Origin of the sequence: Pseudonocardia sp. ICBG162 (assembly GCF_020496225.1) — a bacterium.
Taxonomy (GTDB): Bacteria; Actinomycetota; Actinomycetes; order Mycobacteriales; family Pseudonocardiaceae; genus Pseudonocardia; species Pseudonocardia alni.
In genome coordinates this window covers 1,458,688-1,482,386 of sequence record NZ_JAHLJD010000031.1, presented here as the reverse complement: position 1 = coordinate 1,482,386, position 23,699 = coordinate 1,458,688, and the positions used below count along the sequence as shown (strand labels likewise).

20 protein-coding genes and 1 pseudogene are annotated in these 23,699 nt (G+C 74.5%); 6 read left to right on the top strand and 15 right to left on the bottom strand.

The window, feature by feature from the left end; all coding sequences use genetic code 11:
* Positions 1 to 36 precede the first annotated feature (36 nt).
* On the top strand, positions 37 to 573 hold the full coding sequence (locus tag KPL60_RS31935) for a ferritin (protein WP_083657986.1): 537 nt from the start codon (positions 37 to 39) through the stop codon (positions 571 to 573).
* Positions 574 to 638: 65 nt separating this feature from the next.
* On the opposite strand, the gene KPL60_RS31930 is transcribed toward KPL60_RS31935, so the two are convergent.
* Complete coding sequence (locus KPL60_RS31930; RefSeq protein WP_226368095.1) at positions 639 to 1,568, bottom strand: DUF5926 family protein; 930 nt, start codon at positions 1,566 to 1,568, stop codon at positions 639 to 641.
* A gap of 21 nt (positions 1,569 to 1,589) precedes the next feature.
* On the opposite strand from KPL60_RS31930, the gene KPL60_RS31925 reads away from it, so the two are divergent.
* The 3 genes from KPL60_RS31925 (at position 1,590) to KPL60_RS31915 (ending at position 4,295) form a co-directional block, all read left to right on the top strand.
* Complete coding sequence (locus KPL60_RS31925; protein ID WP_226368094.1) at positions 1,590 to 2,828, top strand: cytochrome P450; 1,239 nt, start codon at positions 1,590 to 1,592, stop codon at positions 2,826 to 2,828.
* A 157-nt stretch (positions 2,829 to 2,985) separates the two neighbouring features.
* Positions 2,986 to 3,711 (top strand): hypothetical protein, encoded by a 726-nt coding sequence (locus tag KPL60_RS31920; RefSeq protein ID WP_226368093.1) that lies wholly within the window; start codon positions 2,986 to 2,988, stop codon positions 3,709 to 3,711.
* Positions 3,712 to 3,863: 152 nt separating this feature from the next.
* Positions 3,864 to 4,295, top strand: a complete 432-nt coding sequence (locus tag KPL60_RS31915; RefSeq protein WP_178376579.1) for a hypothetical protein — start codon at positions 3,864 to 3,866, stop codon at positions 4,293 to 4,295.
* 624 nt (positions 4,296 to 4,919) lie between these two features.
* On the opposite strand, the gene KPL60_RS34995 is transcribed toward KPL60_RS31915, so the two are convergent.
* The 14 genes and pseudogenes from KPL60_RS34995 to KPL60_RS31845 form a co-directional block, all read right to left on the bottom strand.
* Entirely contained in the window at positions 4,920 to 5,948 is a 1,029-nt protein-coding gene (locus KPL60_RS34995) for a DUF4328 domain-containing protein (RefSeq protein ID WP_226368092.1), read from the bottom strand.
* Between the two features lie 3 nt (positions 5,949 to 5,951).
* Positions 5,952 to 6,281 (bottom strand): rhodanese-like domain-containing protein, encoded by a 330-nt coding sequence (locus tag KPL60_RS31905; protein WP_062399145.1) that lies wholly within the window; start codon positions 6,279 to 6,281, stop codon positions 5,952 to 5,954.
* Positions 6,282 to 6,717: 436 nt separating this feature from the next.
* Positions 6,718 to 8,310: pseudogene (locus KPL60_RS31900) on the bottom strand (cation acetate symporter); the annotation flags it as partial.
* Positions 8,307 to 8,648: a DUF485 domain-containing protein gene (locus KPL60_RS31895; protein WP_062399142.1), complete on the bottom strand. Its 342-nt coding sequence runs from the start codon at positions 8,646 to 8,648 to the stop codon at positions 8,307 to 8,309. The pseudogene KPL60_RS31900 and the gene KPL60_RS31895, both read right to left, overlap by 4 nt.
* A gap of 216 nt (positions 8,649 to 8,864) precedes the next feature.
* Positions 8,865 to 10,622 (bottom strand): cation acetate symporter, encoded by a 1,758-nt coding sequence (locus tag KPL60_RS31890; RefSeq protein ID WP_226354523.1) that lies wholly within the window; start codon positions 10,620 to 10,622, stop codon positions 8,865 to 8,867.
* Complete coding sequence (locus KPL60_RS31885; protein WP_226368091.1) at positions 10,619 to 13,390, bottom strand: hypothetical protein; 2,772 nt, start codon at positions 13,388 to 13,390, stop codon at positions 10,619 to 10,621. Before KPL60_RS31885 ends, KPL60_RS31890 begins: the two co-directional genes overlap by 4 nt.
* Positions 13,387 to 14,235, bottom strand: coding sequence for a LytR/AlgR family response regulator transcription factor (locus KPL60_RS31880; protein ID WP_374228799.1), 849 nt, complete (start codon positions 14,233 to 14,235; stop codon positions 13,387 to 13,389). The genes KPL60_RS31885 and KPL60_RS31880 overlap by 4 nt, the downstream gene beginning before the upstream one ends.
* A gap of 171 nt (positions 14,236 to 14,406) precedes the next feature.
* On the bottom strand, positions 14,407 to 15,294 hold the full coding sequence (locus KPL60_RS31875; protein WP_226368089.1) for a S49 family peptidase: 888 nt from the start codon (positions 15,292 to 15,294) through the stop codon (positions 14,407 to 14,409).
* Positions 15,295 to 15,417: 123 nt separating this feature from the next.
* Complete coding sequence (locus tag KPL60_RS31870; RefSeq protein ID WP_224401013.1) at positions 15,418 to 16,629, bottom strand: sensor histidine kinase; 1,212 nt, start codon at positions 16,627 to 16,629, stop codon at positions 15,418 to 15,420.
* Between the two features lie 32 nt (positions 16,630 to 16,661).
* Positions 16,662 to 17,540 carry a DNA-formamidopyrimidine glycosylase family protein gene (locus KPL60_RS31865; protein ID WP_062399136.1) on the bottom strand — a complete coding sequence of 293 codons (879 nt, stop codon included), beginning with the start codon at positions 17,538 to 17,540 and terminating at the stop codon, positions 16,662 to 16,664.
* A gap of 8 nt (positions 17,541 to 17,548) precedes the next feature.
* Positions 17,549 to 17,989, bottom strand: coding sequence for a hypothetical protein (locus KPL60_RS31860; RefSeq protein ID WP_226368088.1), 441 nt, complete (start codon positions 17,987 to 17,989; stop codon positions 17,549 to 17,551).
* A gap of 109 nt (positions 17,990 to 18,098) precedes the next feature.
* Entirely contained in the window at positions 18,099 to 18,659 is a 561-nt protein-coding gene (locus KPL60_RS34990) for a cupin domain-containing protein (protein WP_226368087.1), read from the bottom strand.
* A gap of 53 nt (positions 18,660 to 18,712) precedes the next feature.
* Positions 18,713 to 19,960, bottom strand: a complete 1,248-nt coding sequence (locus KPL60_RS31850) for a cytochrome P450 (protein ID WP_226368086.1) — start codon at positions 19,958 to 19,960, stop codon at positions 18,713 to 18,715.
* Positions 19,957 to 20,238: a DUF4326 domain-containing protein gene (locus KPL60_RS31845; protein ID WP_226354515.1), complete on the bottom strand. Its 282-nt coding sequence runs from the start codon at positions 20,236 to 20,238 to the stop codon at positions 19,957 to 19,959. Before KPL60_RS31845 ends, KPL60_RS31850 begins: the two co-directional genes overlap by 4 nt.
* 124 nt (positions 20,239 to 20,362) lie before the next feature.
* Here KPL60_RS31845 and KPL60_RS31840 point away from each other — a divergent pair, with 124 nt between their 5' ends.
* Together KPL60_RS31840 and KPL60_RS31835 are read left to right on the top strand one after the other, a co-directional pair.
* On the top strand, positions 20,363 to 20,848 hold the full coding sequence (locus KPL60_RS31840; RefSeq protein WP_226354514.1) for a MarR family winged helix-turn-helix transcriptional regulator: 486 nt from the start codon (positions 20,363 to 20,365) through the stop codon (positions 20,846 to 20,848).
* Positions 20,849 to 20,850: 2 nt separating this feature from the next.
* Positions 20,851 to 23,664, top strand: coding sequence for an MFS transporter (locus tag KPL60_RS31835; protein ID WP_226368085.1), 2,814 nt, complete (start codon positions 20,851 to 20,853; stop codon positions 23,662 to 23,664).
* The last annotated feature ends 35 nt before the right edge of the window (positions 23,665 to 23,699 follow it).

Genomic DNA, 23,699 nt, shown 5'->3' with positions numbered 1-23,699 from the left:
TTCCAGGAAGAGCCGCCAGTCGCTAACCTGGATGACATGACCGACGAGTCGAAGTTCCACGCCCTGCTCCGCGACCAGGTCCGGAGCGAGTTCACCGCCGCCCAGCAGTACCTCGCGATCGCCGTCTGGCTCGACGACGCCGACCTCCCGCAGCTGGCCGCGCACTTCTACGCGCAGGCCGTCGAGGAGCGCAACCACGCGATGATGATGGTCCAGTACCAGCTGGACAACGACCTCACGGCGACCATCCCCTCGGTCGGCGAGGTGCAGAACGACTTCGCCTCGGTCGAGGAGCTCGTGCAGCTCGCGCTGACCCAGGAGAAGCAGGTCACCGAGCAGATCACCACGCTGGCCCGCACCGCCCGCGACGAGGACGACTACCTCGGCGAGCAGTTCCTGCAGTGGTTCCTGAAGGAGCAGGTGGAGGAGGTCGCCTCGATGACGACGCTGCTCACCATCGTCCGCCGCGCCGGCGACGACCTGTTCCACGTCGAGGACTTCGTGGCCCGCGAGCTCGCGCGCGGCGACGCCGCCGACGCGACCGCCCCGGCCGCCGCGGGCGGCGCCCTGTAGGAACCCCTCGTCGGTCCGACCCGGGTCCCGGCGCTCCTCGCAGGAGCGCCGGGGCTCGCGGCCGTCTAGCGCAGGGTGATCTGCTTGCCCGCGAGCACGTCGCGCGCCCGGTGCTCGGACTCGGTCAGCGGCGTGGCGTCCAGCCCGGCCACCGCCTCGTCGAGCCGCTTCGCGAACTCCGCGGCGGGACCCGCCCACTCCGAGGAGTGCATCTCCCGGTCGACGTCCCAGACCGGCACGAGCAGCCCGTGCGCCCGGAACGACCCGGCGTAGCGGGAACCCTCGCCCAGCTCCAGGCCGCCCTGGCCGGACAGCCGCGCCAGCGCCGCCATCAGCGTCGTCTCGTCCTCGGTCCGCACCCAGCGCACGTGCGCCTTGGACCCGGTGTCGACCCAGTACGCGCCGCGCACGCCGTCGGCGGTGACCGCCTCGGTCGGCATGATCACCGAGTTGGCGCGCTCCAGCATCGCCTGGGCCTCGGGGTCCGGGCTCTCCGACGGCAGCCACCACGCGAAGTCGGCGTGCACCGTCGGCTCCAGCGGCGTGTCGGGCTCCAGCACGTCCTGCAGCCGCTCACCGGTGTGCCGCCCGGCGCCGACGACCGGCAGCGACGATCCCGGCTCGGCTGAGCGCGCCCAGGCGAGCGCCCCGGCCAGGTCGGCCGAGAGGTCCCCGGAGCGGGTCTGGACCTGCATGCCGAGCAGGACCTCGCCGTTGTCGCGCACGATCGCGGCCGACGCGCCCGGCAGCACCGAGGCCAGCGTGACCGGACCGCCGGAGCGGACCGGGAGGGCCGCCGTCGCCGACGGGAGGAACTCCCGCATGGCGACGAGGTCGGGCTCCGCCGCGAGGCCTTCGAACGGCCGGATGACGATCACGTCGTCACCGGCGCCGTGGCAGGCCTTGTACCGCTTGCCGGAGCCGCAGGGGCACGGCCGGCGCGGGTTGTCCCCCGCGTCGGCGGTGCTGGCACGGTTGCGCGTCTTCTTACCCATCGCCGGGCAAGGTAGCGGGTCGTGCATGTCTTCGATCCGGCCGACCCCGGTTTCCTCGCCGACCCCTACCCCGCCTACGCGGCCCTGCGCGCCGCCGGGCCGGTCCACGACCACCCCGGTCTGGGCGTCCCGGTCGCGGTGACGCATGCGGCCTGCTCGGCCGTGCTGCGCGACCGCGGCCTGGGCCGCATCTGGTCCGACGCCGAGCCCGCGGCCGAGCTGGCCGCGTTCAACCTGCTGCACCGCAACTCGCTGCTGGAGCGCGAGGGCGAGCCGCACACCCGGCTGCGACGCCTGGTGGCCTCGGCGTTCGCCCGTGGCCACACCGAGCGGCTGGCCCCGCTGGTGCGGGCGCGGGCCGGGGCCCTGGTCGAGGACCTGGTGGCCCGCATCCGCGACGGCGCCCCCGCCGACCTGGTGGAGCTCGTCGCCGCACCGCTGCCGGTCGCCGTGATCGCCGACCTGCTCGGGGTGCCGGAGGACCGCCGGGCGCCGCTGCGGGACTGGTCCGACGCGATCGTGCGGATGTACGAGCCCGACCCCGGCGACGACGGCCGTCGCGCGGCCGAGCGGGCGTCGGCCGACTTCACGGCGCTGCTGCGGGAGCTGGTCGACGAGCGCCGGTCCGGCCGCGCCGCCCCCGCCACGGACACCGGCGCGGGACCGGACCTGATCACCGACCTGCTCGCCGTCCGGGACGCCGACTCGCCGTCCGTCCGGCTCGACGAGGACGAGCTCGTCGGCACCGCGGTGCTGCTCCTGATGGCCGGGCACGAGGCGACGGTCAACGTCGTCGGGAACGGCGTGCACGCCCTGCTCCGGCACCCGGACCAGTGGCAGCGGCTGCTCGACGACCCCGGACTGGTCGGAACGGCCGTCGAGGAGCTGATCCGCTTCGACGCCCCGCTGCAGCTGTTCGAGCGGACCGCCGTCGTCGACACCACGGTGGCCGGCCACCCGGTCCCGGCGGGCACCCGGATCGCGACGCTGCTCGGCGCGGCCGGGCGCGACCCGTCCGTCTTCGGCGACGACGCCGACCGCCTCGACGTCGGCCGCTCCCCCAACCCCCACCTGGGCTTCGGGGCCGGGGTGCACTACTGCCTGGGTGCCCCGCTGGCCCGGCTGGAGATCGCCGAGGTGCTGCGCGCACTGCTGGGACGCCTGCCCGACGCCGTCGTCGACGGCGCGCCGGTCCGGCGTCCACGGTTCGTCATGCGCGGCTGGGCGGAGCTGCGACTGGCCGCCCACACCGTCCGATGAACCGAATGCCGCAATGATCCGAGAGCCGAACGGTCCATTCCCGGGAGCCGTCGGCGAATTGTCGATGGCGCCGCGCAATCACCGACGAAAAAGGGGCGTCGGGAACGACCGGAACCGACGTCGACGACCATCGGACGACGTGGTGGAATCGACAGCGATGGAATCGTGGTCGGAACTGCTGCGGACCGTTCTCGGCGTGCCGGGGACGGGGTACGCCTGCGTCGCCGACCCCGCCACCGGCGAGCTCGTCGCGGACGCCGGCGGGCGTGCCGTGCCCGGCCTCGCCGAGGTGCTCGGCTGGGGCGCCGCGCAGGTCGTCGCCGAGGGACCGGGGCCGGTGTTCGAGGATGCGGTGATCACCACCCGGGAGGGCGACCACCACCTCCTGCGGGCGCTGCCCCGCGACGGCGCGGCCCCGCTGCTCGCCTACGCCCACCTCGACCGGTCCGGCAGCCCCGTCGCGCTCCTCCGGCGGGCGCTGCGTCCACCCGGCAGGACCCCGGTACGGACGGATCCACAGGTCACGACGCCGCCCGTCGCGCCGGCCGCGGCCCCGGCACGTCCGGTGATGCGGGTCCGCCCGGCCGCGCCCGCGGTGTCGCCGCCCGGGCCCGCGGACCCCCCACCGGCGACGGTCGCGGTGCCGAGGCCGTCGCCGGTGCCGGACGCCGAGCGCACCCCGGCACCGGCCGTCCCGCTCCCCCGGCGGGCGCCCGGCCCCGCCGAGCCGTCCGAACCGGCCCAGCCCCCTGCCGCGGCCGACGGTGACGACGCGCACGCCGGGGCCGTCCCCGAGGGCGGCCGGTGGGCCGACGACCTGGGCACCATGGCCCGGATCCTCGCCGCGCTGCGCCGTCTGGACCCGTCGTCGTCCACGGGCTGACGACAGGGTGTTGACGCTCCGGAATTGCGCGTTATCGTTGTCCGCCCCGGCGCCGGAAAGAACTGAGATCATTTTCCGCGGAATGCGGAACGGGATCGCGGCGCGGGCTCCCCGAGATCGTCGCGGCGACTGCCGCGCGGAAGGCTCCTGAGATGAACAACATCGATCGTTCCCTGGACATGGCCGCCAACATCAAGGGCGCGTTCGCGGTCGCGATCGTCGACTTCGACAGCGGCATGACCCTGGGGTCGCGCGGGGGCAGCCCCGAGTTCGACCTCGACGTCGCCGCGCCCGGGAACTCCGAGGTCGTCCGGACCAAGCTCGAGGTCATGCAGAAGCTGGGGCTGCGCGAGAACATCGAGGACATCCTGATCACCCTCGACACCCAGTACCACCTGATCCGGATCATCCGCGGCACCGACGAGCAGCTGTTCTTCTACCTCGTGCTCAACCGCGCCCAGGCCAACCTGGCGATGGCCCGCCGCGACCTGCGCGTCATCGAGCAGCAGTTCGCGATGACCTCGCCGCAGGCCGGTGCGCCGCAGCAGCAGGGCCAGGCGTTCTTCCCCGCCCAGCAGCGCTGAGGCCCCCGCGACCCACACGACCGATGGGACGTCACCGGCACGCCGTCGCCGTGCGCACCGACGGGCTGGCCGCCGTACTGGGGCCGCTGTTCTTCGACCCGCGGATCCGCTCGGCGGCCCTGCTCGACGTGGACAGCGGGATGGTCCTCGACGTCTGCGGGCCCGACACCGCCGTCGGGCGGACGGGCCGGGGCGTCCCCGCGGCCCACGACCACCGCGACGAGGTCCGCGGCGCGGCGCACGCCGAGCTCGTCCGGATCGCGCTGGCCCTCGCCCCGAACGCGGGCGGGCGGCTCGGGCTCGTCCTGGAGGCGGTCCCGGACCGGCACGTGCTGCGCACCGTCGCCGACCCGCACGGCGGGCGGCTGGCCCTGTCGGTGGTCGTGCGCGGCCCCGACCGGGCCGTGCGGCGGGTCCGCAAGCTGCTGGAGGAGGTCTCCGACGCCGCGCTGACCGCCGGCCCGTCGACGGCGGTCCGCCCCGGCTCGGCGGGCTGGGTGGCCACGCCCGTCACTCCCGCGCCGCCGCCGGCTCACCCGACACCCGCACCCATACCGGCACCGGCACCGGCATCCCCACCGGTGGTGCGGCCGGACACCGCCCGGGTGCCCAGCCCGCCCGGGTTCAGCCCGCCGGGTCCGCTGCCGTGGTCGGGACCGGTGCCGCCGTCGGCGCTGCCTGCGGGGCCGCCGCTCCCACCGGGACCGCCGGCTCCGCGACGGCCGTACCCGCCGTCGCCGACACCAGCAGCTGCCGGGGACCCTGCGCCCGCGTCCCCAGCAGAGCGGTGAGCAGGCGGACGACCCGGATCGTGCGCCACGCCGTGACCGCGGCGAGCACGTCGGCCCAGGCGTGCAGGACGACCCCGTCGGCCAGCGCCTGCGTGCCGGTGCGGAACCGCCAGACCAGGACGACCGCGCCGAGGACCACGCACGCCCCCCACAGCGCCCACCAGACCAGCAGCTCCCGCGACGGCGACGGCCGCCGTTCCGGCGGCAGGTCCAGCGCGGCGTGCTCGGTCTCGGCCAGCAGCGAACCGGGCGCGACCAGGTTCCAGCCGGGCACCACCCAGCCCGCGACGACCCAGCGGCGGCTCCGCCAGGCGCGCGTCCCCGCGCGGTCCGCGGCGGCCCGGTAGGTCCACAGGCTCCACGAGATCATCAGCACCCCGGCGGCGATCGTCGCCACCACCGAGGACCAGCCGCCGAACCACACCAGCGCGTCGGAGACGCCGACGGCCTCCGGGGACAACGCGTCGGACCGGCTGAACAGCAGCAGCACGTACCGCCACACCTCGGCGACGGCGGCGACTCCCGACACGACGACGACCACCCACAGCACGGGCACGAGCTGCGCGGCCAGCGCGCGGGCCCGGTCGACCGGCCGGAGCGGGCCCTCACCGGGAACCGGCGTGATCCGCCAGGGCCCCACCGGGAGACCCCAGCGCGGGACGGCGCGGTAGCGGGGCGGGCCGGCGTAGCCGTCCCGCCGGGCCGTGGGCTCGGCGGCCGGCCCACCGGGCGTCGTCGCCACCCAGTCCAGGGCGGCCAGGTACCGGCCGCACCACGGGCAGAACGCACCCCCGCCGGGGGGCGCCGTCCGGCCGCAGCGCGGGCACGGCGGGCCCGGCCGTCGGGACGCCGGCGCGGACACGGGTCAGGCGATCCGGGGGGCGCTGCCGTCGTCGGTCACGACCGTGCGGCCCTGGGCGGCCCAGTCCTGCATGCCGCCCTCGACGTTCACCGCCGGGAAGCCCTGCTGGGCCAGGTAGGCGACGACCCGGGCCGACCGGCCACCGGAGCGGCAGACGACGTAGAGCGGGTCGTCGGTGGGGACCTCGCCCATCCGGCCGGCCAGCTCGGACATCGGCAGGTGACGGGCGTGCGGGGCGTGCCCTGCGGTCCACTCGTCGAGCTCGCGGACGTCCAGCATCGGGGCGTCGGCGGGGAGATCGGACACGCTCACGGCGGGAACCGGGTCGGACATGGCGCCATCCTGCCACGCCGCCCCGTCAACCCGCCGTGAGCGGCGCGGGTCAGCGGCCGTCGTCGCGGTAGAGCGACCCGTGCGGGATCGTCACCTCGTTCGGGTTCAGCGGCGGCTGGACGGCCCGGTACCCGCCGGTGGCCTGCGCGGGGCGGTACCCGCCGGTGCCCTGCGGCCCGGGCCTGCGCCCCGTCCCGAACCGGTCCGGACGCCCGTCGGCCCCGACCGCGGGCTGGGTGCCGGTCAGCCCGGTGTTGCCGAACAGCTCGCCGGCCTGGCGGCTGGTCTGCGGCCGCTGCTGTCCCGGGTTCGGCCGGGGCTGCGGACGCGGCTGCGAGCGGTGCCGGCCGGAACCCTCGGCCCCGCGCCGGGGGATCCCGATGAGGTCCTCGGCGGGTACGGCGGTCGGCTTCGGCGCCTCCTTCGGCGCGGTGGTCGCGCGCACCGCACCGGCACCGGTGAGCGAGCGGACCTCCATCTCGGCGTAGCGGGCGGCGTTGAACCGCTCGCGGCCGCCGAGGAAGGTGCCGATGATGCCCAGCGCGAACGACACCGGGATCGACACCAGGCCGGGGTTGGACAGCGGGAAGAACGCGAAGTCCACGTTCGGCACCATCGAGGTCGGGGACCCGGACACCGCCGGGGAGATCACGATGAGGCCCACGCAGACGATCACGCCGCCGTAGATGCTGCACAGCGCGCCGGTCGTGTTGAACCGCTTCCAGAACAGCGAGAACAGGATCGTCGGCAGGTTCGCCGACGCGGCGACGGCGAACGCCAGCGCCACCAGGAAGGCAACGTTCTGGCCGTTGGCGACGATCCCGCCGCCGATCGCGACCAGGTCGATGACCAGCGCGGTCGTGCGGGCGACCTTGACCTCGGCGTCCGGCGTGGCGGTGCCGCGGCGGAGCACGTTGGCGTAGACGTCGTGGGCGAACGAGGCCGACGCGGTGATCGTCAGACCGGCGACGACCGCGAGGATCGTCGCGAACGCCACCGCCGAGATGAGGCCGAGCATGATCTCGCCGCCGAGGGCGTAGGCCAGCAGCGGCGCGGCGTCGTTCTGGTTGGCGCGGGTGATCGTCCCCGGCGGCAGCAGCGCCGTCGCGCCGTAGCCGAGCACCAGCGTGAACAGGTAGAAGATGCCGATCAGCCAGATCGCCCAGACCACCGAGCGCCGGGCCTCCTTGGCCGAGGGCACGGTGTAGAAGCGCATCAGGATGTGCGGCAGACCCGCCGTGCCGAGCACCAGGGCCAGGCCCAGCGAGATGAAGTCGATCTTGTTCGTGTACTGCAGGCCCGGGTTGAGGATCGCCTCGCCGTGCTCGGAGTTCCGGGTGGCCTGCTCCAGCACCGCGGACAGGTTGAACCCGTAGCGGCCGAGCACCCAGGTGGTGAGCACGGCGGCACCGGTGAGCAGCAGACCGGCCTTGATGATCTGCACCCAGGTGGTGCCCTTCATGCCGCCGAACAGCACGTAGACGACCATCAGGCCGCCGACGACGACGATCACCAGCGCCTGCGACAGCTTGTCGGTCTTCGGGATCTGCAGCAGCAGCGAGATCAGCCCGCCGGCCCCGGCCATCTGCGCGATCAGGTAGAAGAGCGAGACGACCAGCGTCGAGGTCGCGGCGGCCGCGCGGACCGGGCGCTGGCGCATCCGGAACGCCAGGACGTCGCCCATCGTGAAGCGGCCGGTGTTGCGCAGCAGCTCCGCGACGAGCAGGAGCGCCATCAGCCAGCCGACGAGGAAGCCGATGGAGTAGAGGAAGCCGTCGTAGCCGTAGAGCGCGATGGCCCCGGCGATGCCGAGGAACGAGGCCGCGGACAGGAAGTCACCGGCGATCGCGGTGCCGTTCTGCGGGCCGGTGAACGCGTGGCCACCGGTGTAGTAGTCGGCACGCGTGGCGTTCGTGCGGCTGACCCGCAGCACGATCATCAGGGTCACGATCACGAACAGCAGGAAGAACCCGAGGTTCGCGGTGACCGAGCCGACCGACTCGGCCTGGGCCAGTACCGACGTGGTCATGCGCGCACCTCCGCCTGCTCGACCCGGGCGCGCAGCTCGGCGGTCGGGCCGTCGATCTCACGCTCGGCGAACCGGACGTACAGGGTCGTGATCAGGAAGGTGGAGACGAACTGGCCGAGGCCGACGAGCAGCCCGACCGTGATCGTCCCGACGACCCGGATGGACATGAACTCGGGGGCGTAGCTGGCGAGACCGACGTACGCGAGATACCAGGCGAGGAAGATCGCGGTCATCGGGAACACGTAGCGCCGGAGACGGCTGCGGTACGCCCGGAACTCGGGACTCGCCTGGACCTGCTGGTAGATCGTGCCGGCCGAGCGCTCTGCGGGGCTGCTCATGGCGCCGGTTCCTTTCGGGTCGTGCTGCGGGGAGCCGGGCCGCGTCGTGGCCGGGGGACCGCGGCGCGCCCCCGGGGGACACACTTCACCCGGAACAACGACGGGGTATCGCATCGGGGAACGTCGTTGCGTGCCGTTACCGACGAAGAACCCCGGTCCGGACGAACCGACCCGTCCGAACGGTGACGCTGTGTAGACCCGTTCGGGGGAGAGCCGTCAGGCCCTGTCGTCCAATCGGTCCCGCATGAGACCCAGTCGTTCGGGTGCGTGCAGGCGCAGGAGCACCTGGCCGGCATCGGCGGGGCGGCGCGCCCGGGTGAACCAGGAGACCAGCGCCATCGTCGCGAACGCCAGCGGCACGCTGACGATCGCCGGCCGGTACAGCAGGACCCCGATCCAGCCGGCCGACGGGCCGAGCCCGGAGACGTCGGCGCCGGCCAGCGCGGCGACGACCGCCCCGGCCGACACCACCCCGCCGACGACGACCCCGGCGATCGCGCCGACGTCGGTCAGCCCACGCCACCAGATGCCCAGCACCAGCAGCGGGCAGAACGTGGACGCGGCGACGGCGAACACGAGCGCGACGGCCTCGGCGAAGTTCAGGCCCGTCGGCACGAGCGCGACGATCGTCGGCGGCACCCCGGCGAGCACCGTCGCCAGCGGGAAGCGCCGGGTCATCCGGCCGTGGCGGGGCAGCACGTCGGTGGACACGACGCTGGCCAGGCTGACCAGCAGGCCCGACGCCGTCGAGAGGAACGCGGCCCACGCCCCCGCGGCGACGAGGCCGCCCACCAGCGCACCGAGCAGCCCGCTGCCCAGGATCGCGGTCGGGAGCAGCAGCACCGCGGCGTCGGTGCGGCCGGTGACCAGCAGCTGCGGGGTGTAGACCCGCGACAGCACGCCGAGCAGGGTCACCAGCACGTAGAAGCCGCCCAGCATCGCCAGGACGAGCACGGCGCTACGCCGGGCCGCCCGGCCGTCGGAGTTGGTGTAGAAGCGGCCGAGCACGTGCGGCAGGCCCATGGTCCCCAGGAACGTGGCGAGGATCAGCGAGTAGGTCGCGAGGAGCTGGTGCTGCTCGGAGCCGGTGAACGGGCGCAGCCAGCTCTCGTCGTCGGTGGGGGCGCCGCGGGTGACCGGTACCGGGTCGCCCGCCGCGAAGCGCAGCTCGGTCCCGGCGGTGACCTCGTGGGTGGACCCGGCGACCCAGCGCAGCGGGCCGTCGACGGCCTGACCGTCGACGGTGCCGCGGGCGACGACGTCGACGGCCAGCCGCGCCTCCAGCGTCACCGGCGTCGCGACCGAGACGGTCGTGGGCTCGCGGAACTCCGGCGGCTCGTCACGGGCGAAGGTGTGGCCGTCGCCGAGCCACACGGCCAGGCCGATCACGGCGGGCACGGCGAGCGCGGTCAGCTTGAACCAGTACTGGAACGCCTGCACGAACGTCACGGACCGCATCCCGCCGAGCGCGACGGTGGCGACCACGATCACCCCGGCCGCGCCGGAGCCGATCCAGTCGGGCAGACCGGTGACGATGCCGACGGTCAGCCCGGCGCCCTGCAGCTGCGGCAGCAGGTAGAGCCAGCAGATGACGATGACGACGGCCGCGCACACCTTGCGCAGCATCGGCGAGGCGAGCCGGGCGTCGGCGAAGTCGGGGACGGTGTAGGCGCCCGACCGGCGCAGCGGCGCGGCGACGAACAGCAGCAGGAACAGGTAGCCGGCGGTGTAGCCGACGGCGTACCAGAGCGCGTCGACGCCCTGGACGAGGATCAGGCCCGCGATGCCGAGGAACGACGCCGCGGACAGGTACTCGCCGGAGATCGCGCCGGCGTTGAGCCGTGACGGCACCGACCGGGACGCGACGAGGAAGTCCGAGGTCAACCGGGTCCGGTGGGCGACGGAGCCGATCACGGCGGACGCGACCGCCACCAGGACGATCGCGACCAGCGACAGGATCGCGGTCAGGCTCATCGATCGGCCACGTCGTCGGCGAAGTCCTGTTCCGCCGCCTCCGCGGAGGTCACGTACCACCAGCCCAGGCCCAGCAGGAACGGGTAGACGAGCACGCCGAGCAGCAGCCAGGGCAGCCGGATGCCGAGCACCTCGACCTGACCGATCACCGGGACCGCGATGAACAGCGCGGGCAGCACGCCCAGCCCGATCAGCGCGACGACGCTGACCCGCAGCGCGAGCAGCAGCTGGGTGCGGACCAGGGAGTTGCGCAGCAGGGTGCCGACGGCGCCGGGGTCCTGCACGTCGGACAGCCCGCGCGAGGACTGCGCGGTCGAGCGGCGTTCGGAGAGCACGACGCGGACGCGTCCGGCGCCGGGCCCCTCGCCGTCGGCGTCGTCGAGCTCCTCGACGGCGGCGGGCGGGTCGGTCGGCTCCGCGGAGAACGGGCGCGGGCGGGCCCCGGTGTAGGGCGCGGCGGCGGCCGGGGCGAACGGCTCCGGCCCGGGCTCGACCGAGGGCTCGGGAGCCGGGGCGACGACGTCGACCTCGGGGGCGCGCCAGATGACCTCGGTGCGTTCGAGGGGGCCGCCGCGCAGCTCGTCGAGCTCCTCGTCGAGCTCGTCCTCGTCGGGGAGGTCGTCGTCCAGCTCGTCGTCGGCACGGTCGGCGGCGGCGGCGTCCTCGACGCCGAAGCGGTCGTCGGAGTCCGCGGGGCGGTACGGCATCGGTGCGACGGGGCCGCGCCGTCCCGCCGCGGACCAGCGGGTGGGGACCGGACGGGTCTCGGGGGACTCCTCGGGACGCGGCCGGTCGGCCGGTGCGACGACGGTCGTGTCCCCGGTCCCGGTACGGGCCCGGATCGCGGTGCCGTCCGTGCCGTGGGTGTCGGCCGTGTCCGGGCCGCGGGCCGTGTCGGCGCCGGCCGTGCTGTCCGTGGCGTCGGCCGTGCCGGTCGCGCCCCCGGTCCCGGGGGCGCCGGTCGTGTCTGTGGTGCCCGCCAGGAGCGCGCTGCGGTCGGGGGACCAGGTGTTCGACCACGACGTCGCGCCCGGGACGCGCTGGGGCAGGCCGGAGCCGCCGCTCGAGGGGGGCCACTGCTTCCCGCTGTCGGCGACGCCCGGTGCCGGGGTCACGCCCGGGGCGGACGGCCAGCCGTCGCCGGGGCGCACACCCTCCGGGGCGTAGGGGTCCGGCACGAGGTTCGTGCGGGTCCGGGCCGGGCGGGAGCGGGTGGGGTGGACGGGCCGGGCGTAGGTCTCGCGCGCGTCGGGGTCGTCGGAGTCGCGGGCATCCGGGTCGCCGACGTCGGGGGTGCGGACGTCGGGGGTGCGGACGCCGTCGTGCGGGGCGTCGTCCTGCGGGGTGCCGTCGTGCCGGGCGTCGTCGTGCCGGGCGTCGTCCTGCGGGCGGGGGTCGGCCGGGGCGGGCGCGACGGGCGACGACGCGGCGGCCGCACCGGTCCCGGCGGTTCCGGCGGTTCCGGCCGGGTTCGCGACGCCACGGGCGGCCGCACCGCGGGGCGGGTCGGCGTGGTCGACATCGGGGGCCGGAGCGTCGTGGTGGTCGGGCTGCCCGCCGTCCCGCGGTCGCGGCCCGGCCGGGTCGACGCGGGCGTGCCGGCCGGTCCCCCCGGCCCGGTCCGCGACGCGACGGGCGATCTCGGCCTGGAGCCAGCCGGCGCCGCTGTCGTCGGCGGGTTCCTCGACCGCGCGGCGGGCCCGGCGGGCGGCGCGGCCCCCGGTCGCTGCGGTCGCGTCCCGGTCACCGACGGCCCGGTCGCCGGAGCCCGGGTCGCCGGGCCCCTGGCTGCCCGGTCCCTGGCTGCCCGGTCCCTGGGTGCCGGGCGCCCGGGTGCCGGTATCCGGGCGGCCGTGGACGCGGTTGCCGGGGGCGGAAGCGGAGGCGGTGTCACCGGGCGCGGCGCTGTCGGGCGTCGGGCCGCCGGGGACGGGGCCAATGGCGGGTGCGGGCGCGGCGGGTGCGGGCGCAGCCGGAGCAGCACCGGCAGCGCGCGCGACGGCCCCCTCGGGCCCCGGTCCGGCGGTCGGTCCCGGACCGGCGGTCGATTCCGGACCGGCGGTCGATTCCGGACCGGCGGTCGATTCCGGACCGGCGGTCGATTCCAGGCGGGGGGTCGGTTCCGGGCGGGGGGTCGGTTCCGGGCGGGGGGTCGGTTCCGGGCGGGGTGTCGGCCGGGGGCCGGGGCTCGGCACGGAGCCGCCACCGGCGCGGCCGGACCCGGACCGCTCGGGGCCGGACGCACCGGCGACCGGCCGGGCCGAGCCGGACCGGCCGGAGGAGGACCCCGGAGCAGAACGGTCGGACGGGGTGCCACCGGCGTCCGGCCGGGCCGGTGCGGGCCGTCCACGGTCGTCGGGCGCACCGGACCCCGGCACCGGGCCGTGCGGCAGCGCGGCGGACGGGCCGGCGGACCCGGGCGCGCCGTACCCGCCGGCCGGCCGCGGGTGCGGACCGGACGCGAACGAGCCACGCGGCTGGGCCGGGATGGCGTTCCCGGACGGCTCCGGCGCGAGGGCGACGCGGCGGTTGCGGTGCTCGAGCGCCGGGTTCCAGGCGTCGAGTCCGGCGACGGCGCCGTCGGGGTACGGGCGCGACCGTGCGGGGTCCGGACGCTCCTCGGGCGCGGCGGAGCCCTGGTCCGCACGGGACCCGGCGACCGTCGCGTCGGGCTCGGTGCCGGGCCGGTCGGACCCGTCGAGATCGTCCGCGGCCCGGTCGGACTGCGGACGCACCGACGGCGAGACGCCGCCGGTGGACCTGCTCACCTCTGGCTCCACGCCTGCTTGGTCGCGCGGACGAGGCGGTCCTTCAGTTCACGGGTGTGCCGACGGCTGACCGGCAGCTCCGCGGTCTCCGGGCCGGATCCGATGCGCACGACGTAGCCGGACCCGGCCAGCCGCAGCTCGGTGACCAGCGGCAGCGCCACCAGGAACGAGCGGTGGATGCGCACGAAGCCGGCGTCGCGCCAGCGGTCCTCGAGCACCGACAGCGGGATCCGGACGAGGTGGCTGCCCTCGGTGGTGTGCAGCCGGGCGTAGTCGCCCTGCGCCTCGACGTAGCGCACGGCGGACCGCGGTACCAGCTTCGTGGTGCCGGCCAGCTCGACGGGGATGACCTCGTCGTCGCCGCCGGTCTCCTCGCGCACGGTCTCGACCGGCCCGCTGCGCCGGGTCGACAGGATCCGGTCGAGTGCGGCGGAGAGGCGCTCGGTGCGCAGCGGCTTGAGGAGGTAGTCGATGGCACCGACGTCGTAGGCGTCGACCGCGCGGTCGTCGTGCGCGGTGACGAAGACGATCGCCGGCTGCACGGCCATGTTCTGCAGCACCCGGGCCAGCTCCAGGCCGTCGAGACCGGGCATGCGGATGTCGAGGAACACGGCGTCGATGTCGGTCTGCTCGGCGACGTCCGCGCCGCCCCCCGCTCCGGGTCCGGCGGCCGCCCCGGCCCGGCGGCCGTTCAGGATGCGCAGGGCCTCGGTGGACTCGCCGGCCTTGAGGACCGTCGCGACGCGCGGGTCCTCGTCGAGCAGGTAGGCCATCTCCTCGAGCGCGGGCTGCTCGTCGTCCACCGCGAGAACGACCAGTCCGCGAGTGGTGTCGTTGCTGTCCACGATCTCCTCATCCTGCTTCCGGGCCTGCGCCGGGAAGCCCATCCGCTCGATGATCGCCCGGCGCCGCGACCATGGTGACGTGCCGACGCGCGTGATGCCAGGGCACGAACCGGATCGGTGACCGTCCGGACACGGGGTGCAGCTCGGCCGTGGTACGCACGGTCACCGGTGTCACAGCCCGTAACGGGCCCACGCCGCCCGCGTCTCGAGGGCGGAGAGCAGCTCGTGCCCGGCCCCGGCGATACCGCCGGAGAGGCCGGCCTGGGCCGCGGACCCGCCCGCGCCGAGGCGGGCGAGCAGCGGCCTGCGCTGCTCCACCGGGCGCTGCTCGGCGTCGGGGAAGCGTTCGGTCAGGACGTCGTGGGCGCTGCCGATGCCGTCCACCAGGCCCAGCTCGCGGGCCCGCTCACCCAGCCACACCTCGCCGTCGAACAGCTCGGTGTCGGTCGCGAGCCGGTCGCCGCGCCGCTCGCGCACCCATCCGGTGAATCGGTCGTGCAGCTGTTCCTGCAGGCCGGTGAGCCAGGCGACGTCCTCGGACCGCTCGGGCAGGAACGGGTCCAGCCGCGACTTCGACCCGCCCGCGGTGTGCAGCCGCCGGGAGACACCCCACCGCTCGATCAGGCCGTCGAGCCCGAACCCGGCGCTGATCACGCCGATCGAGCCGACGATCGAGGTGGAGCAGGCGTAGATCTCGTCGGCGGCGCAGGCCAGCCAGTAGCCACCGGACGCGGCGACGTCCTCGCAGAACGCGAGCACAGGCACGTCCTTCTCCGCCGCCAGCGAGCGGATGCGGTCCCCGATCAGCTGGGACTGGGTCGGCGAGCCGCCCGGGGAGTTGATCACCAGTGCGACGGCGGCGAGCCGCTCGGGCGCGAACGCCCGCTCCAGCACCTTCTCCAGCGAGGAGACGCTCAGCACCTGGCGCGGTACCGGCGCGGCCTGGGCGCTGATGACGCCCTGCATCCGCACGACCGACACCACCGGAGGGCCGACCGACTCACCCAGCCTGCCGGGCAGACGGGAACTCACCGCCGCGGGAATACGCAGGACGTCCATGCCGTCCCACCGTACGCGCGAGCACAGGGTGACGTGGTGTGACCGGATCGGCACATCTCGCGACCAGTTGGGTAACCCGTACGGCCCATCGGATCGCCGGAGGGTCCCACGGATGCCCGCCGGTCAGGCCCGGATGCCCGCCCGGAACTTCGGCACCCGCAGTGTGATCTTCATACCGGCGCCGATGTTGGTGTCGACGACGAGGCCGAAGTTGTCGCCGAAGGCCGAGCGCATGCGGTCGTCGACGTTGCCGAGGCCGACGTGCGCGCCGGAGAGGTGGGCGTCGTCGAGGTCCTCGTTGAGCCGGGCCGGGTCCATGCCGACGCCGTCGTCCTCGACGACGATCACGCACTCGGACCCGGCGTTCTCCGCCCGGATGGTGACGGTGCCGCCGTTGGGCTTGCCGGACAACCCGTGCCGGACCGCGTTCTCCACCAGCGGCTGCAGCGCGAGGAAGGGCAGGACGACGTTCTGCACCTCCTGGTCGATCTGGAGCTTGATGTTGAGCCGGTTCCCGAAGCGGGCCTTCTCCAGCCGGACGTAGCGCTCGATGTTGTTCAGCTCGTCGAGCAGCGTCGTGTACTCACCGGCCGAGCGGAACGAGTACCGGGTGAAGTCGGCGAACTCGATGAGCAGCTCACGGGCCCGCGCCGGGTCGGTGCGGATGAACGAGGCGATCGTGGTGAGCGCGTTGTAGACGAAGTGCGGCGAGATCTGGGCGCGCAGGGCGCGGACCTCGGCGCGGTTGAGCCGGGCCCGGGAGTCGTCGAGCTCGGCGAGCTCCAGCTGGCTGGACACGTAGCGCGCGACCTCGCCGGTGGCCCGCAGCACCGGCGGACCCGCCGTCGACGGGGTGAGCGCGGCGAGCGTGCCGATGATGTTGCCGTCGCTCTCCAGCGGGACGACGACGATCCCCCGCACCTCACAGCCGGGCTGGTTGCACTTGATGGAGGTGTGGCTCATCAGCTCCATCCGGCCGGTCCGGACGACCGTGTCGGCGAGCGTCTGCACGTCCTGCTGGTGCTGGTCGGCGGTGCCGTCCCAGCCCAGGACCGTCCCGCGGGAGTCGGTCATCGCCATCGCCGTGGTCTCCAGCAGCTGGCGCAGGTACGGCAGCGCCTGCGACGCCGAGCGCGACGACAGCCCCTCGCGCAGCACCGGCGCGGCCAGCGCGACCGTGTGCAGCGCGGAGAACGTGGCCTTGGCCAGCGGCGAGACCATCGTGTTGCGCCGGTTGCGCTGCCACAGGAAGAAGAACACCGCGACCACGCCGACGACGACCGCCACCACGAGCAGCAGCGCCATGGACGGGGTGAGCGTGGTGGATCCGTCCACGACTGCGAGCACCCCCGTTCCCGCGCCCGCCACTAGCGCACCAACCGGGACAGGCGGCGGTCGGCGAGCGGTTTCCCCCCGGTCTGGCAGGTCGGACAGTACTGGAACGATCTCTCCGCGAACGACACCTCGCGCACGGTGTCGCCGCAGACCGGGCAGGGCAGCCCGGTGCGGGCGTGCACCCGCAGCCCGGAGCGCTTCTCCCCCTTGAGCTCGGCGGCGCCCTGGCCGACCGAGCGGGCCACCGCGTCGGACAGCACGGCGTGCAGCGACTCGAACAGGGTGTCCCGGGCGGCGGCGTCGAGCCGGGACGCGGTGGCGTAGGGCGACAGGCGCGCGGTGTGCAGGATCTCGTCGGAGTAGGCGTTGCCGATGCCGGCGAGCGTGGACTGGTCGGCCAGCAGCGTCTTGAGCCTGCGGTTGTCGCCGTCGAGCAGCTCGTCGAGACCGGCCCGGCCCAGCTCCAGTGCGTCCGGCCCCAGCTTCGCGATGCCCGGGACCTGCGCCGGGTCGTCCACCAGGTAGACGGCGAGCCGCTTCTGGGTGCCCTGCTCGGTGAGGTCGAAGCCCGGCCCGCCGACCTGGTCGAGGTGCACCCGCAGCTGCAACGGGCCGCGGCCCGGCTTGGGCGGGGTGACGCCCGCGGTGGTGTGCCAGCGCAGCCAGCCGGCCCGGGACAGGTGCGTGACCAGGTGCAGCGGGCCGGTGTCGGGGCGGTCGTCGAAGTCGACCGACAGGAACTTCCCGAACCGTGACGCCCCGGTCACCACCCGGCCCACCAGCGCCGACACCGGCGGGTCGAACGTCTTCAGCGCGCTCATCGAGGCCAGGTCCACCCGGGCCACCGGGCGGTACACGGCGTGCTCACGCAGGTGGTGGGCCAGGGCCTCCACCTCGGGCAGTTCGGGCACCGCGACTCCTAGTTGATCGGCTGCAGCGGGCTGTCCGCGTGGCCGGGCGTCGAACGGTTCTTGAGGCTGCGCACGACCACCTTGGTCTCCTCGCGTGCGGTGGCGAGCCCGCGCACCATGCCCGTCCACTTCTCCGGGGGCAGGTCGTAGCCGCCCTGGGTCTTCGCGGTGATCGTGAACGGCCTGCGCAGCAGCCAGCGGAAGGGGAAGAAGCCCAGTCCGACGATGACGACGAGCCAGTAGAACCAGGGGAAGACCACCCCGCTGGGCACCCAGACGATGAGGACCAGCCAGAAGAACACCAGTGTGCCGAGGATCAGCACGACCGCGCCGTTACCCGCGTCGACGTCGTGCTCGAACTCGTCACCAACCGCCGGCGTGGTCCACTCGATCCGCCGGCTCACCTGCCATTCGCGGTAGTCCGCCGCGATGACCGTCTTCGTCGTCAAGGTGTCCGCTCCCCTGCCCCGGTACCGCCCACGATGTTCCCACAGGGGGCCGACAGAACCGAGTATCCGCGCGCGGGCCACCCGGCGGTGCGGGGACGGGCAAGGGGCCTCAGCAGGCGGGCTCGGCGGGCTCGCGTTCCGGGGCGCCGGGGGCCAGCAGCTCCGAGCGGGTCAGCACGACCGGGTCCGGGCCGTCGTTGCGCAGCTCGTTGGGCCTGCCGTCCTCCAGGAAGAACGCCTCCCCCGGGCCGAACGGGCGCGGCTCGCAGGAGTCGGCGCGCTGCACGGTCACCGTGCCGGACCGCACGACGGTGATCACCGTGCCGGGGTGGCGGACCCAGCCGCTCGCCTGGCCCGGCTGCAGCACCTCGGTGCGCACGAGCAGCTCGGCGGGGCCGGGCGTGGAGATGTCGACGGGGCGGTCGAGGCGCCCCACCGCATCGGAACCCGCCTGGGCCGCGGTCGCACCGGGAACCTCGGAGCCACCGGGGGCGGCCGCGGATGTGGTCGGCGCCGCGGACCGGTCGGCCGGGAGGATCTCGACGGTCGTCCCGTCGGAGGGTGCGGCGTCGGACTCGTGGCCGAGCTGCCCCGGCTGGGCACACCCCGCGAGCAGGGCGGCGGTCGCGACCAGCAGGGCCGGTCCGAGAAGGTGACGGGCGAGCGGCACGGGCGGTGTCCCTCCGGGCGCGATGCGTGATCGCACCGCACGCTAGTGGCCGATCACCACGCGAGCGGCAGCCGGGTCGTCCCGTTGATGAAGTTGGAGGTCAGGCGGCGCACCTCCCCGTCGAGCCGGGCCGGCGGCAGACGCAGGAACGCGGTGAGGAAGGCCCGCATCTGCATCCGGGCGAAGTGCGCGCCCAGGCACAGGTGCGGCCCCTGCCCGAACGCCAGGTGCTCGTTCGGGGATCGGGTGATGTCGAAGGTGTCCGGGTCGGCGAAGCGGCGCTCGTCGCGGTGCGCCGAGCAGTGGTAGACGACGACCTTGTCCCCCGCCGCGATCTCCGCCCCGTTCGGGACGTGGTCGCGGGTGGCGGTCCGGCGGAACGTCAGCACCGGCGGGTGCCAGCGCAGGATCTCCTCGATCGCCGACGGCAGCAGCCCCGGTTCCGCGCGCAGGCGGGCGTAGGCGTCGGGGTGCCCGACGAGCGCGAGCACCCCGCCCGGCAACGCGCTGCGCACCGTGTCGTTGCCCGCGATGACCAGCAGGAAGAAGAACATGTGCAGCTCGGGTCCGGTGAGTGCGCGACCGTCGACCTCGGCGTGCACCAGTGCGGTCATGACGTCGTCGCCGGGCTCGGCGCGCTTGCGCTCGGCGAGGGCGTCGGCGTAGCCGAACATGTCGGCCAGCGCGGCCGGGGAGCGCGGGTTCACCGGTGGACCCTCGGCCGCGTGGTCCGGGTCCTGGTAGCCGATCACCCGGTTCGTCCAGTGCAGCAGCATCGGGCGGTCCTCGACCGGCACGCCGAGCAGGTCGGACAGGTTCTGCAGCGGGAACTCGTCGGTGACCCGCCCGACGAGCTCGCAGCCGCCGTCGTCGCGCACGGCGTCCAGGAGCGCGTCGGCGCGGCGCTGCACCGCGGCGGCGAACCCCTCCAGCCGCCGACGCGTGAACGCCCCGGTGACCAGCGTCCGCAGCCGGACCTGCTCCGGCGGGTCCATGTTGAGCACCATCCGGCGCAGGAACGGCAGATCGCCCGGGTCGGGGTCGCGGATCTGCGTCGCCCCGAGCGACGACGAGTAGTCGGCCGGGCTGCGCAGGACGTGCCGGACGTCGTCGTAGCGGGTGACGGCCCAGAACCCGGGTCCGGTCGGCCACGGGCCGACGGCGTGCTCGTCCTGCCAGGAGACGGGCACGGTGTCGCGCAGCAGCCGCAGCGCGTCGTGCGGCACCCCGCGGGCGAACACACGCGGGTCGAACACGTCGGTGTCGATCCCGTCCGGGTCGACCCCATCGGGGCCGCTCACCGGTTCGCCACCTCGATCAGCGTGTCCGCGTGGCAGGGCACGTCCTCGGCGCACCAGCAGCACAGGTCCTTGCCCGCGAGCTCGGTCCGGGCCCGTTCGACCAGGTCGGGGCGCTCGTCGAGCAGCCAGCGGCGGTGCGCGGCGATGGCCGGCGCCCGCCCCATCTCGCGCACGTCGAAGGGGTTGCCCCACGGTCCGGGCCGGGTGACGAGCACCGCGCCGTCGGGTTTGCGCCACCCCTTCGTGCGACGCAGCCGGATCCGCTGTGGAGTGCTCACGATCCGCACCGTAATCAGGTGGCGCAGCTCACGGCCAATCGCTTTGCATTGCGCAACGCATCGGCGCATGCTTGCGCGAGTCAACTAGTTGCGTGATACATGCACTACCGAGAGGGGGTCCGCGATGAGCACCGCACAGGCTGCCACCGCCGAGCCCGCCGACGCCGACCTGGAGCTCGCCGACTCGATCGTCCGGGAGCTGTTCCTACTGGTCCGCCAGGTGAAGCGGTCCGGTGAACGGCACCGACCCGAGATGATCGTCGACATGGCCGGCTACCACGTGCTGGCCCACCTCCACTTCGGCGGCCCGCAACGGGCCGGCGAGGTCGCCGCCACCTTCCACTCCGACCCCTCCACGATCAGCCGGCAGGTGTCCGGCCTGGTCAAGGCGGGTCTCATCGAGCGGCGCGCCGACCCCGGCGACGGGCGCGCCTCCCTTCTCGCCGCGACGGACGAGGGCGTCCGCGTGATCGAGACCGAGCGACGCCGTCGCGCGCACGTCATCGCCACCGTGCTGGCCTCGTGGAGCCCCGACGACCGGCAGGCCCTCACCGGCCTGCTCGGCCGTTTCCTCGACGACTACCAGACCTTCGAAGCACAGGAGTCCTGAGAATGTCCACCGCTGCCGCCAGTGCGCAGCGCCCCGTCGCCACCTCCGGCGACGGCGAGCTGACGCACCGGCAGATCCTGACCGTCCTGGGTGGACTGATGCTGGGCATGTTCCTGGCCGCCCTGGACCAGACGGTCGTCTCGACCGCGATCCGCACCATCGCCGACGACCTGTCGGGCCTCAACCTGCAGGCGTGGGCGACGACGGCCTTCCTCATCACCAGCACCATCACCACGCCGCTGTACGGCAAGCTCTCCGACATCTTCGGCCGCAAGCCGCTGTTCATGACCGCGATCACGATCTTCCTGATCGGGTCCGTGGCCTGCACCCTGGCCTGGTCGATGTACTCCCTGGCCGCGTTCCGCGCGCTGCAGGGCCTCGGCGCCGGCGGCCTGATGTCGCTGGCGCTGACCATCCTCGGCGACATCGTGCCGCCGCGTGAGCGTGCCCGCTACCAGGGCTTCTTCCTGGCCGTGTTCGGCACCTCGAGCGTGATCGGCCCGGTCATCGGCGGCCTGCTGTCCGGCGTCGACACCATCGCCGGCATCGACGGGTGGCGCTGGATCTTCCTGGTCAACGTGCCCATCGGGCTCGTCGCGCTGGTCGTCGTCTACCGGGTGCTGAACATCCCGCACGTCCCGCGACCCGCCCGGATCGACTGGCCCGGCGCGCTGGCGCTGGCGCTGTGCCTGGTGCCGCTGCTGATCATCGCCGAGCAGGGCCGCGAGTGGGGCTGGGGCTCCACGTCGGCGGTGGTCTGCTACGTCATCGGCGGTGTCGGCCTGCTGCTGTTCCTGCTGGCCGAGCGTGCCTACGGCGACGCCGCGCTGCTCCCGCTGCGGCTGTTCCGCACCGGCATCTTCTCGCTGTCCTCGGTGCTCAACCTGCTCATCGGTATGGCGATGTTCGGCGGCATCGCGCTGCTGCCGCAGTTCCTGCAGATCGTGCACGGCGCGACGCCCATCGAGGCCGGCTTCATGATGCTGCCGCTGGTCGGCGGGATCATGGTCGCGTCGATCCTCTCCGGCCAGCTGACCTCGCGCACCGGCCGCTACAAGATCTTCCCGGTGATCGGCACCGCGTTCATCACGATCGCGATGGTGCTGCTGTGGCAGACCGTCACGCCGTCGATCCCGATCTGGCAGCTCGACCTGACCATGGCCCTGCTGGGTCTCGGCCTGGGTCTGTGCATGCAGACCCTCGTGCTCGCCGTGCAGAACGCGATGCCCGCCCGCGACATGGGTGTCACCACCTCCTCGGTGACGTTCTTCCGGCAGATGGGCGGCACGCTGGGCACCGCGATCTTCCTGTCGGTGGTGTTCTCCACCGCCGGCGACAAGATCGCCGACGCCATCCGCGCCGCGCTCGGCACGAGCTCGTTCCGGGCCGCGCTGACCGACCCCGCCGTCGCGGCCGACCCGGCCAACGCGCAGGTCGTCGGGGCGCTGCAGTCCGGTCAGGCCGGCGGCCTGTCCACCTCGGTGCTGGCCGACTCCTCGTTCCTGCAGCGGATCGACCCGCGGCTGGCCGCACCGTTCCAGGAGGGCTTCACCAGCGCGATGACGCTGGCGTTCCTCATCGCGGCCTGCGTGATCGCGGTGGCCTTCGTCCTGGTGCTGTTCATCAAGGAGCTGCCGCTGCGCACCATGTCCGGTGCGCAGGCCGCCCGGGCCGAGGCCGCGGGCGAGGGTGGCGCCGCCGCGTCGGTCCCGACCGAGGCGCTCGCGACGGTCGCCCCGGCCCCCGCCCCGGCCGGCCGGGTCGACGGCGGTGGGCGCGGAGCGGACATCGCGCCGCCCACCACGCCGCTGCCCGTCGTCGCCCGGCAGGAGCCGCCGCACCCGGCGCCCCAGCCGCAGCCCCAGCCGCGTCCGCACAACGGCACCGTCGGTGACGCCGCCGCGGCCGCGGGCCTGGACCACCTGCACTCCCGCAACGGCGACGGCCCGGCCGTCACCGGACGGGTCCAGGGCGGCACCGGCGCACCGGTCCCCGGGGCGGTCGTCACCGTCACCCGGCTGTCCGGCGACCAGGTCGGTCGCACCACGACCGACGGCGACGGCCACTACCGCATCGCCGTCGACCAGCCCGGACGCTTCCTGGTGGTGGCGGCCTCGGCGGCGCTGCCGCCGCACGCCGCCACGGTCTCGGTCGGCACCGAGCCGGTCCGCCACGACGTGCGGCTGTCGGTCAGCAGCGGCATCCGCGGCACCGTGCTCGACGCCGCGGGCACCCCGCTGCCCGGGGTCACCGTCTCGCTGATCGACCACGGCGGCGACGTCGCCGCGGCCGGCCGGTCCGGTGAGGGCGGCCGCTGGGCGCTCGACGGCGTCCCGGCCGGGCGCTACACGCTCACCGCGGCCGGCGAGGGCGTCGACCCGGTGGCGGTCGGCGTCGAGGTTCCCGGCTCCGGCACGGCGGTCCAGGACCTGCGGCTGCCGCAGCGCTCCCGGCTCACCGGCCGGGTCACCGCGGCGCCCGACGGGCACCCGGTGGCGCACGCACTGGCCACGCTGATCGACGCCGAGGGCGCCGTCGTCGGGTCGCGGCTGTCCGGCCCGGACGGGACCTTCGCGTTCGAGGGCCTGCCCGCGGGCAGCTACACCCTCGCGACCAGCGGCTACGCCCCGGTCGCGACGGTGGTCGCGCTGGAGCCGGGCCGGGTGACCCACTCCGACGTGGAGTTCCCGCTCCCGCTCGACGGACAGGCGTCCACGAACGGCAACGGGTCCGCGTCGAGCAACGGCAACGGGCTGCAGAACAGCCGGCACGTCCGGGAGGGGGAGCAGGGTCTGCGCGGCGAGGCGCACCGCTGACCCACCCGTCCGTGTTCCACGTGGAACGCCCCGTT

Coding starts and splice junctions, on each gene's coding strand:
- KPL60_RS31935 (WP_083657986.1), top strand. CDS start 37: ATGACCGACGAGTCGAAGTTCCACGCCCTGCTCCGCGACCAGGTCCGG.
- KPL60_RS31930 (WP_226368095.1), bottom strand. CDS start 1,568: ATGGGTAAGAAGACGCGCAACCGTGCCAGCACCGCCGACGCGGGGGAC.
- KPL60_RS31920 (WP_226368093.1), top strand. CDS start 2,986: ATGGAATCGTGGTCGGAACTGCTGCGGACCGTTCTCGGCGTGCCGGGG.
- KPL60_RS31915 (WP_178376579.1), top strand. CDS start 3,864: ATGAACAACATCGATCGTTCCCTGGACATGGCCGCCAACATCAAGGGC.
- KPL60_RS31905 (WP_062399145.1), bottom strand. CDS start 6,281: ATGTCCGACCCGGTTCCCGCCGTGAGCGTGTCCGATCTCCCCGCCGAC.
- KPL60_RS31895 (WP_062399142.1), bottom strand. CDS start 8,648: ATGAGCAGCCCCGCAGAGCGCTCGGCCGGCACGATCTACCAGCAGGTC.
- KPL60_RS31890 (WP_226354523.1), bottom strand. CDS start 10,622: ATGAGCCTGACCGCGATCCTGTCGCTGGTCGCGATCGTCCTGGTGGCG.
- KPL60_RS31875 (WP_226368089.1), bottom strand. CDS start 15,294: ATGGACGTCCTGCGTATTCCCGCGGCGGTGAGTTCCCGTCTGCCCGGC.
- KPL60_RS31840 (WP_226354514.1), top strand. CDS start 20,363: ATGAGCACCGCACAGGCTGCCACCGCCGAGCCCGCCGACGCCGACCTG.
- KPL60_RS31835 (WP_226368085.1), top strand. CDS start 20,851: ATGTCCACCGCTGCCGCCAGTGCGCAGCGCCCCGTCGCCACCTCCGGC.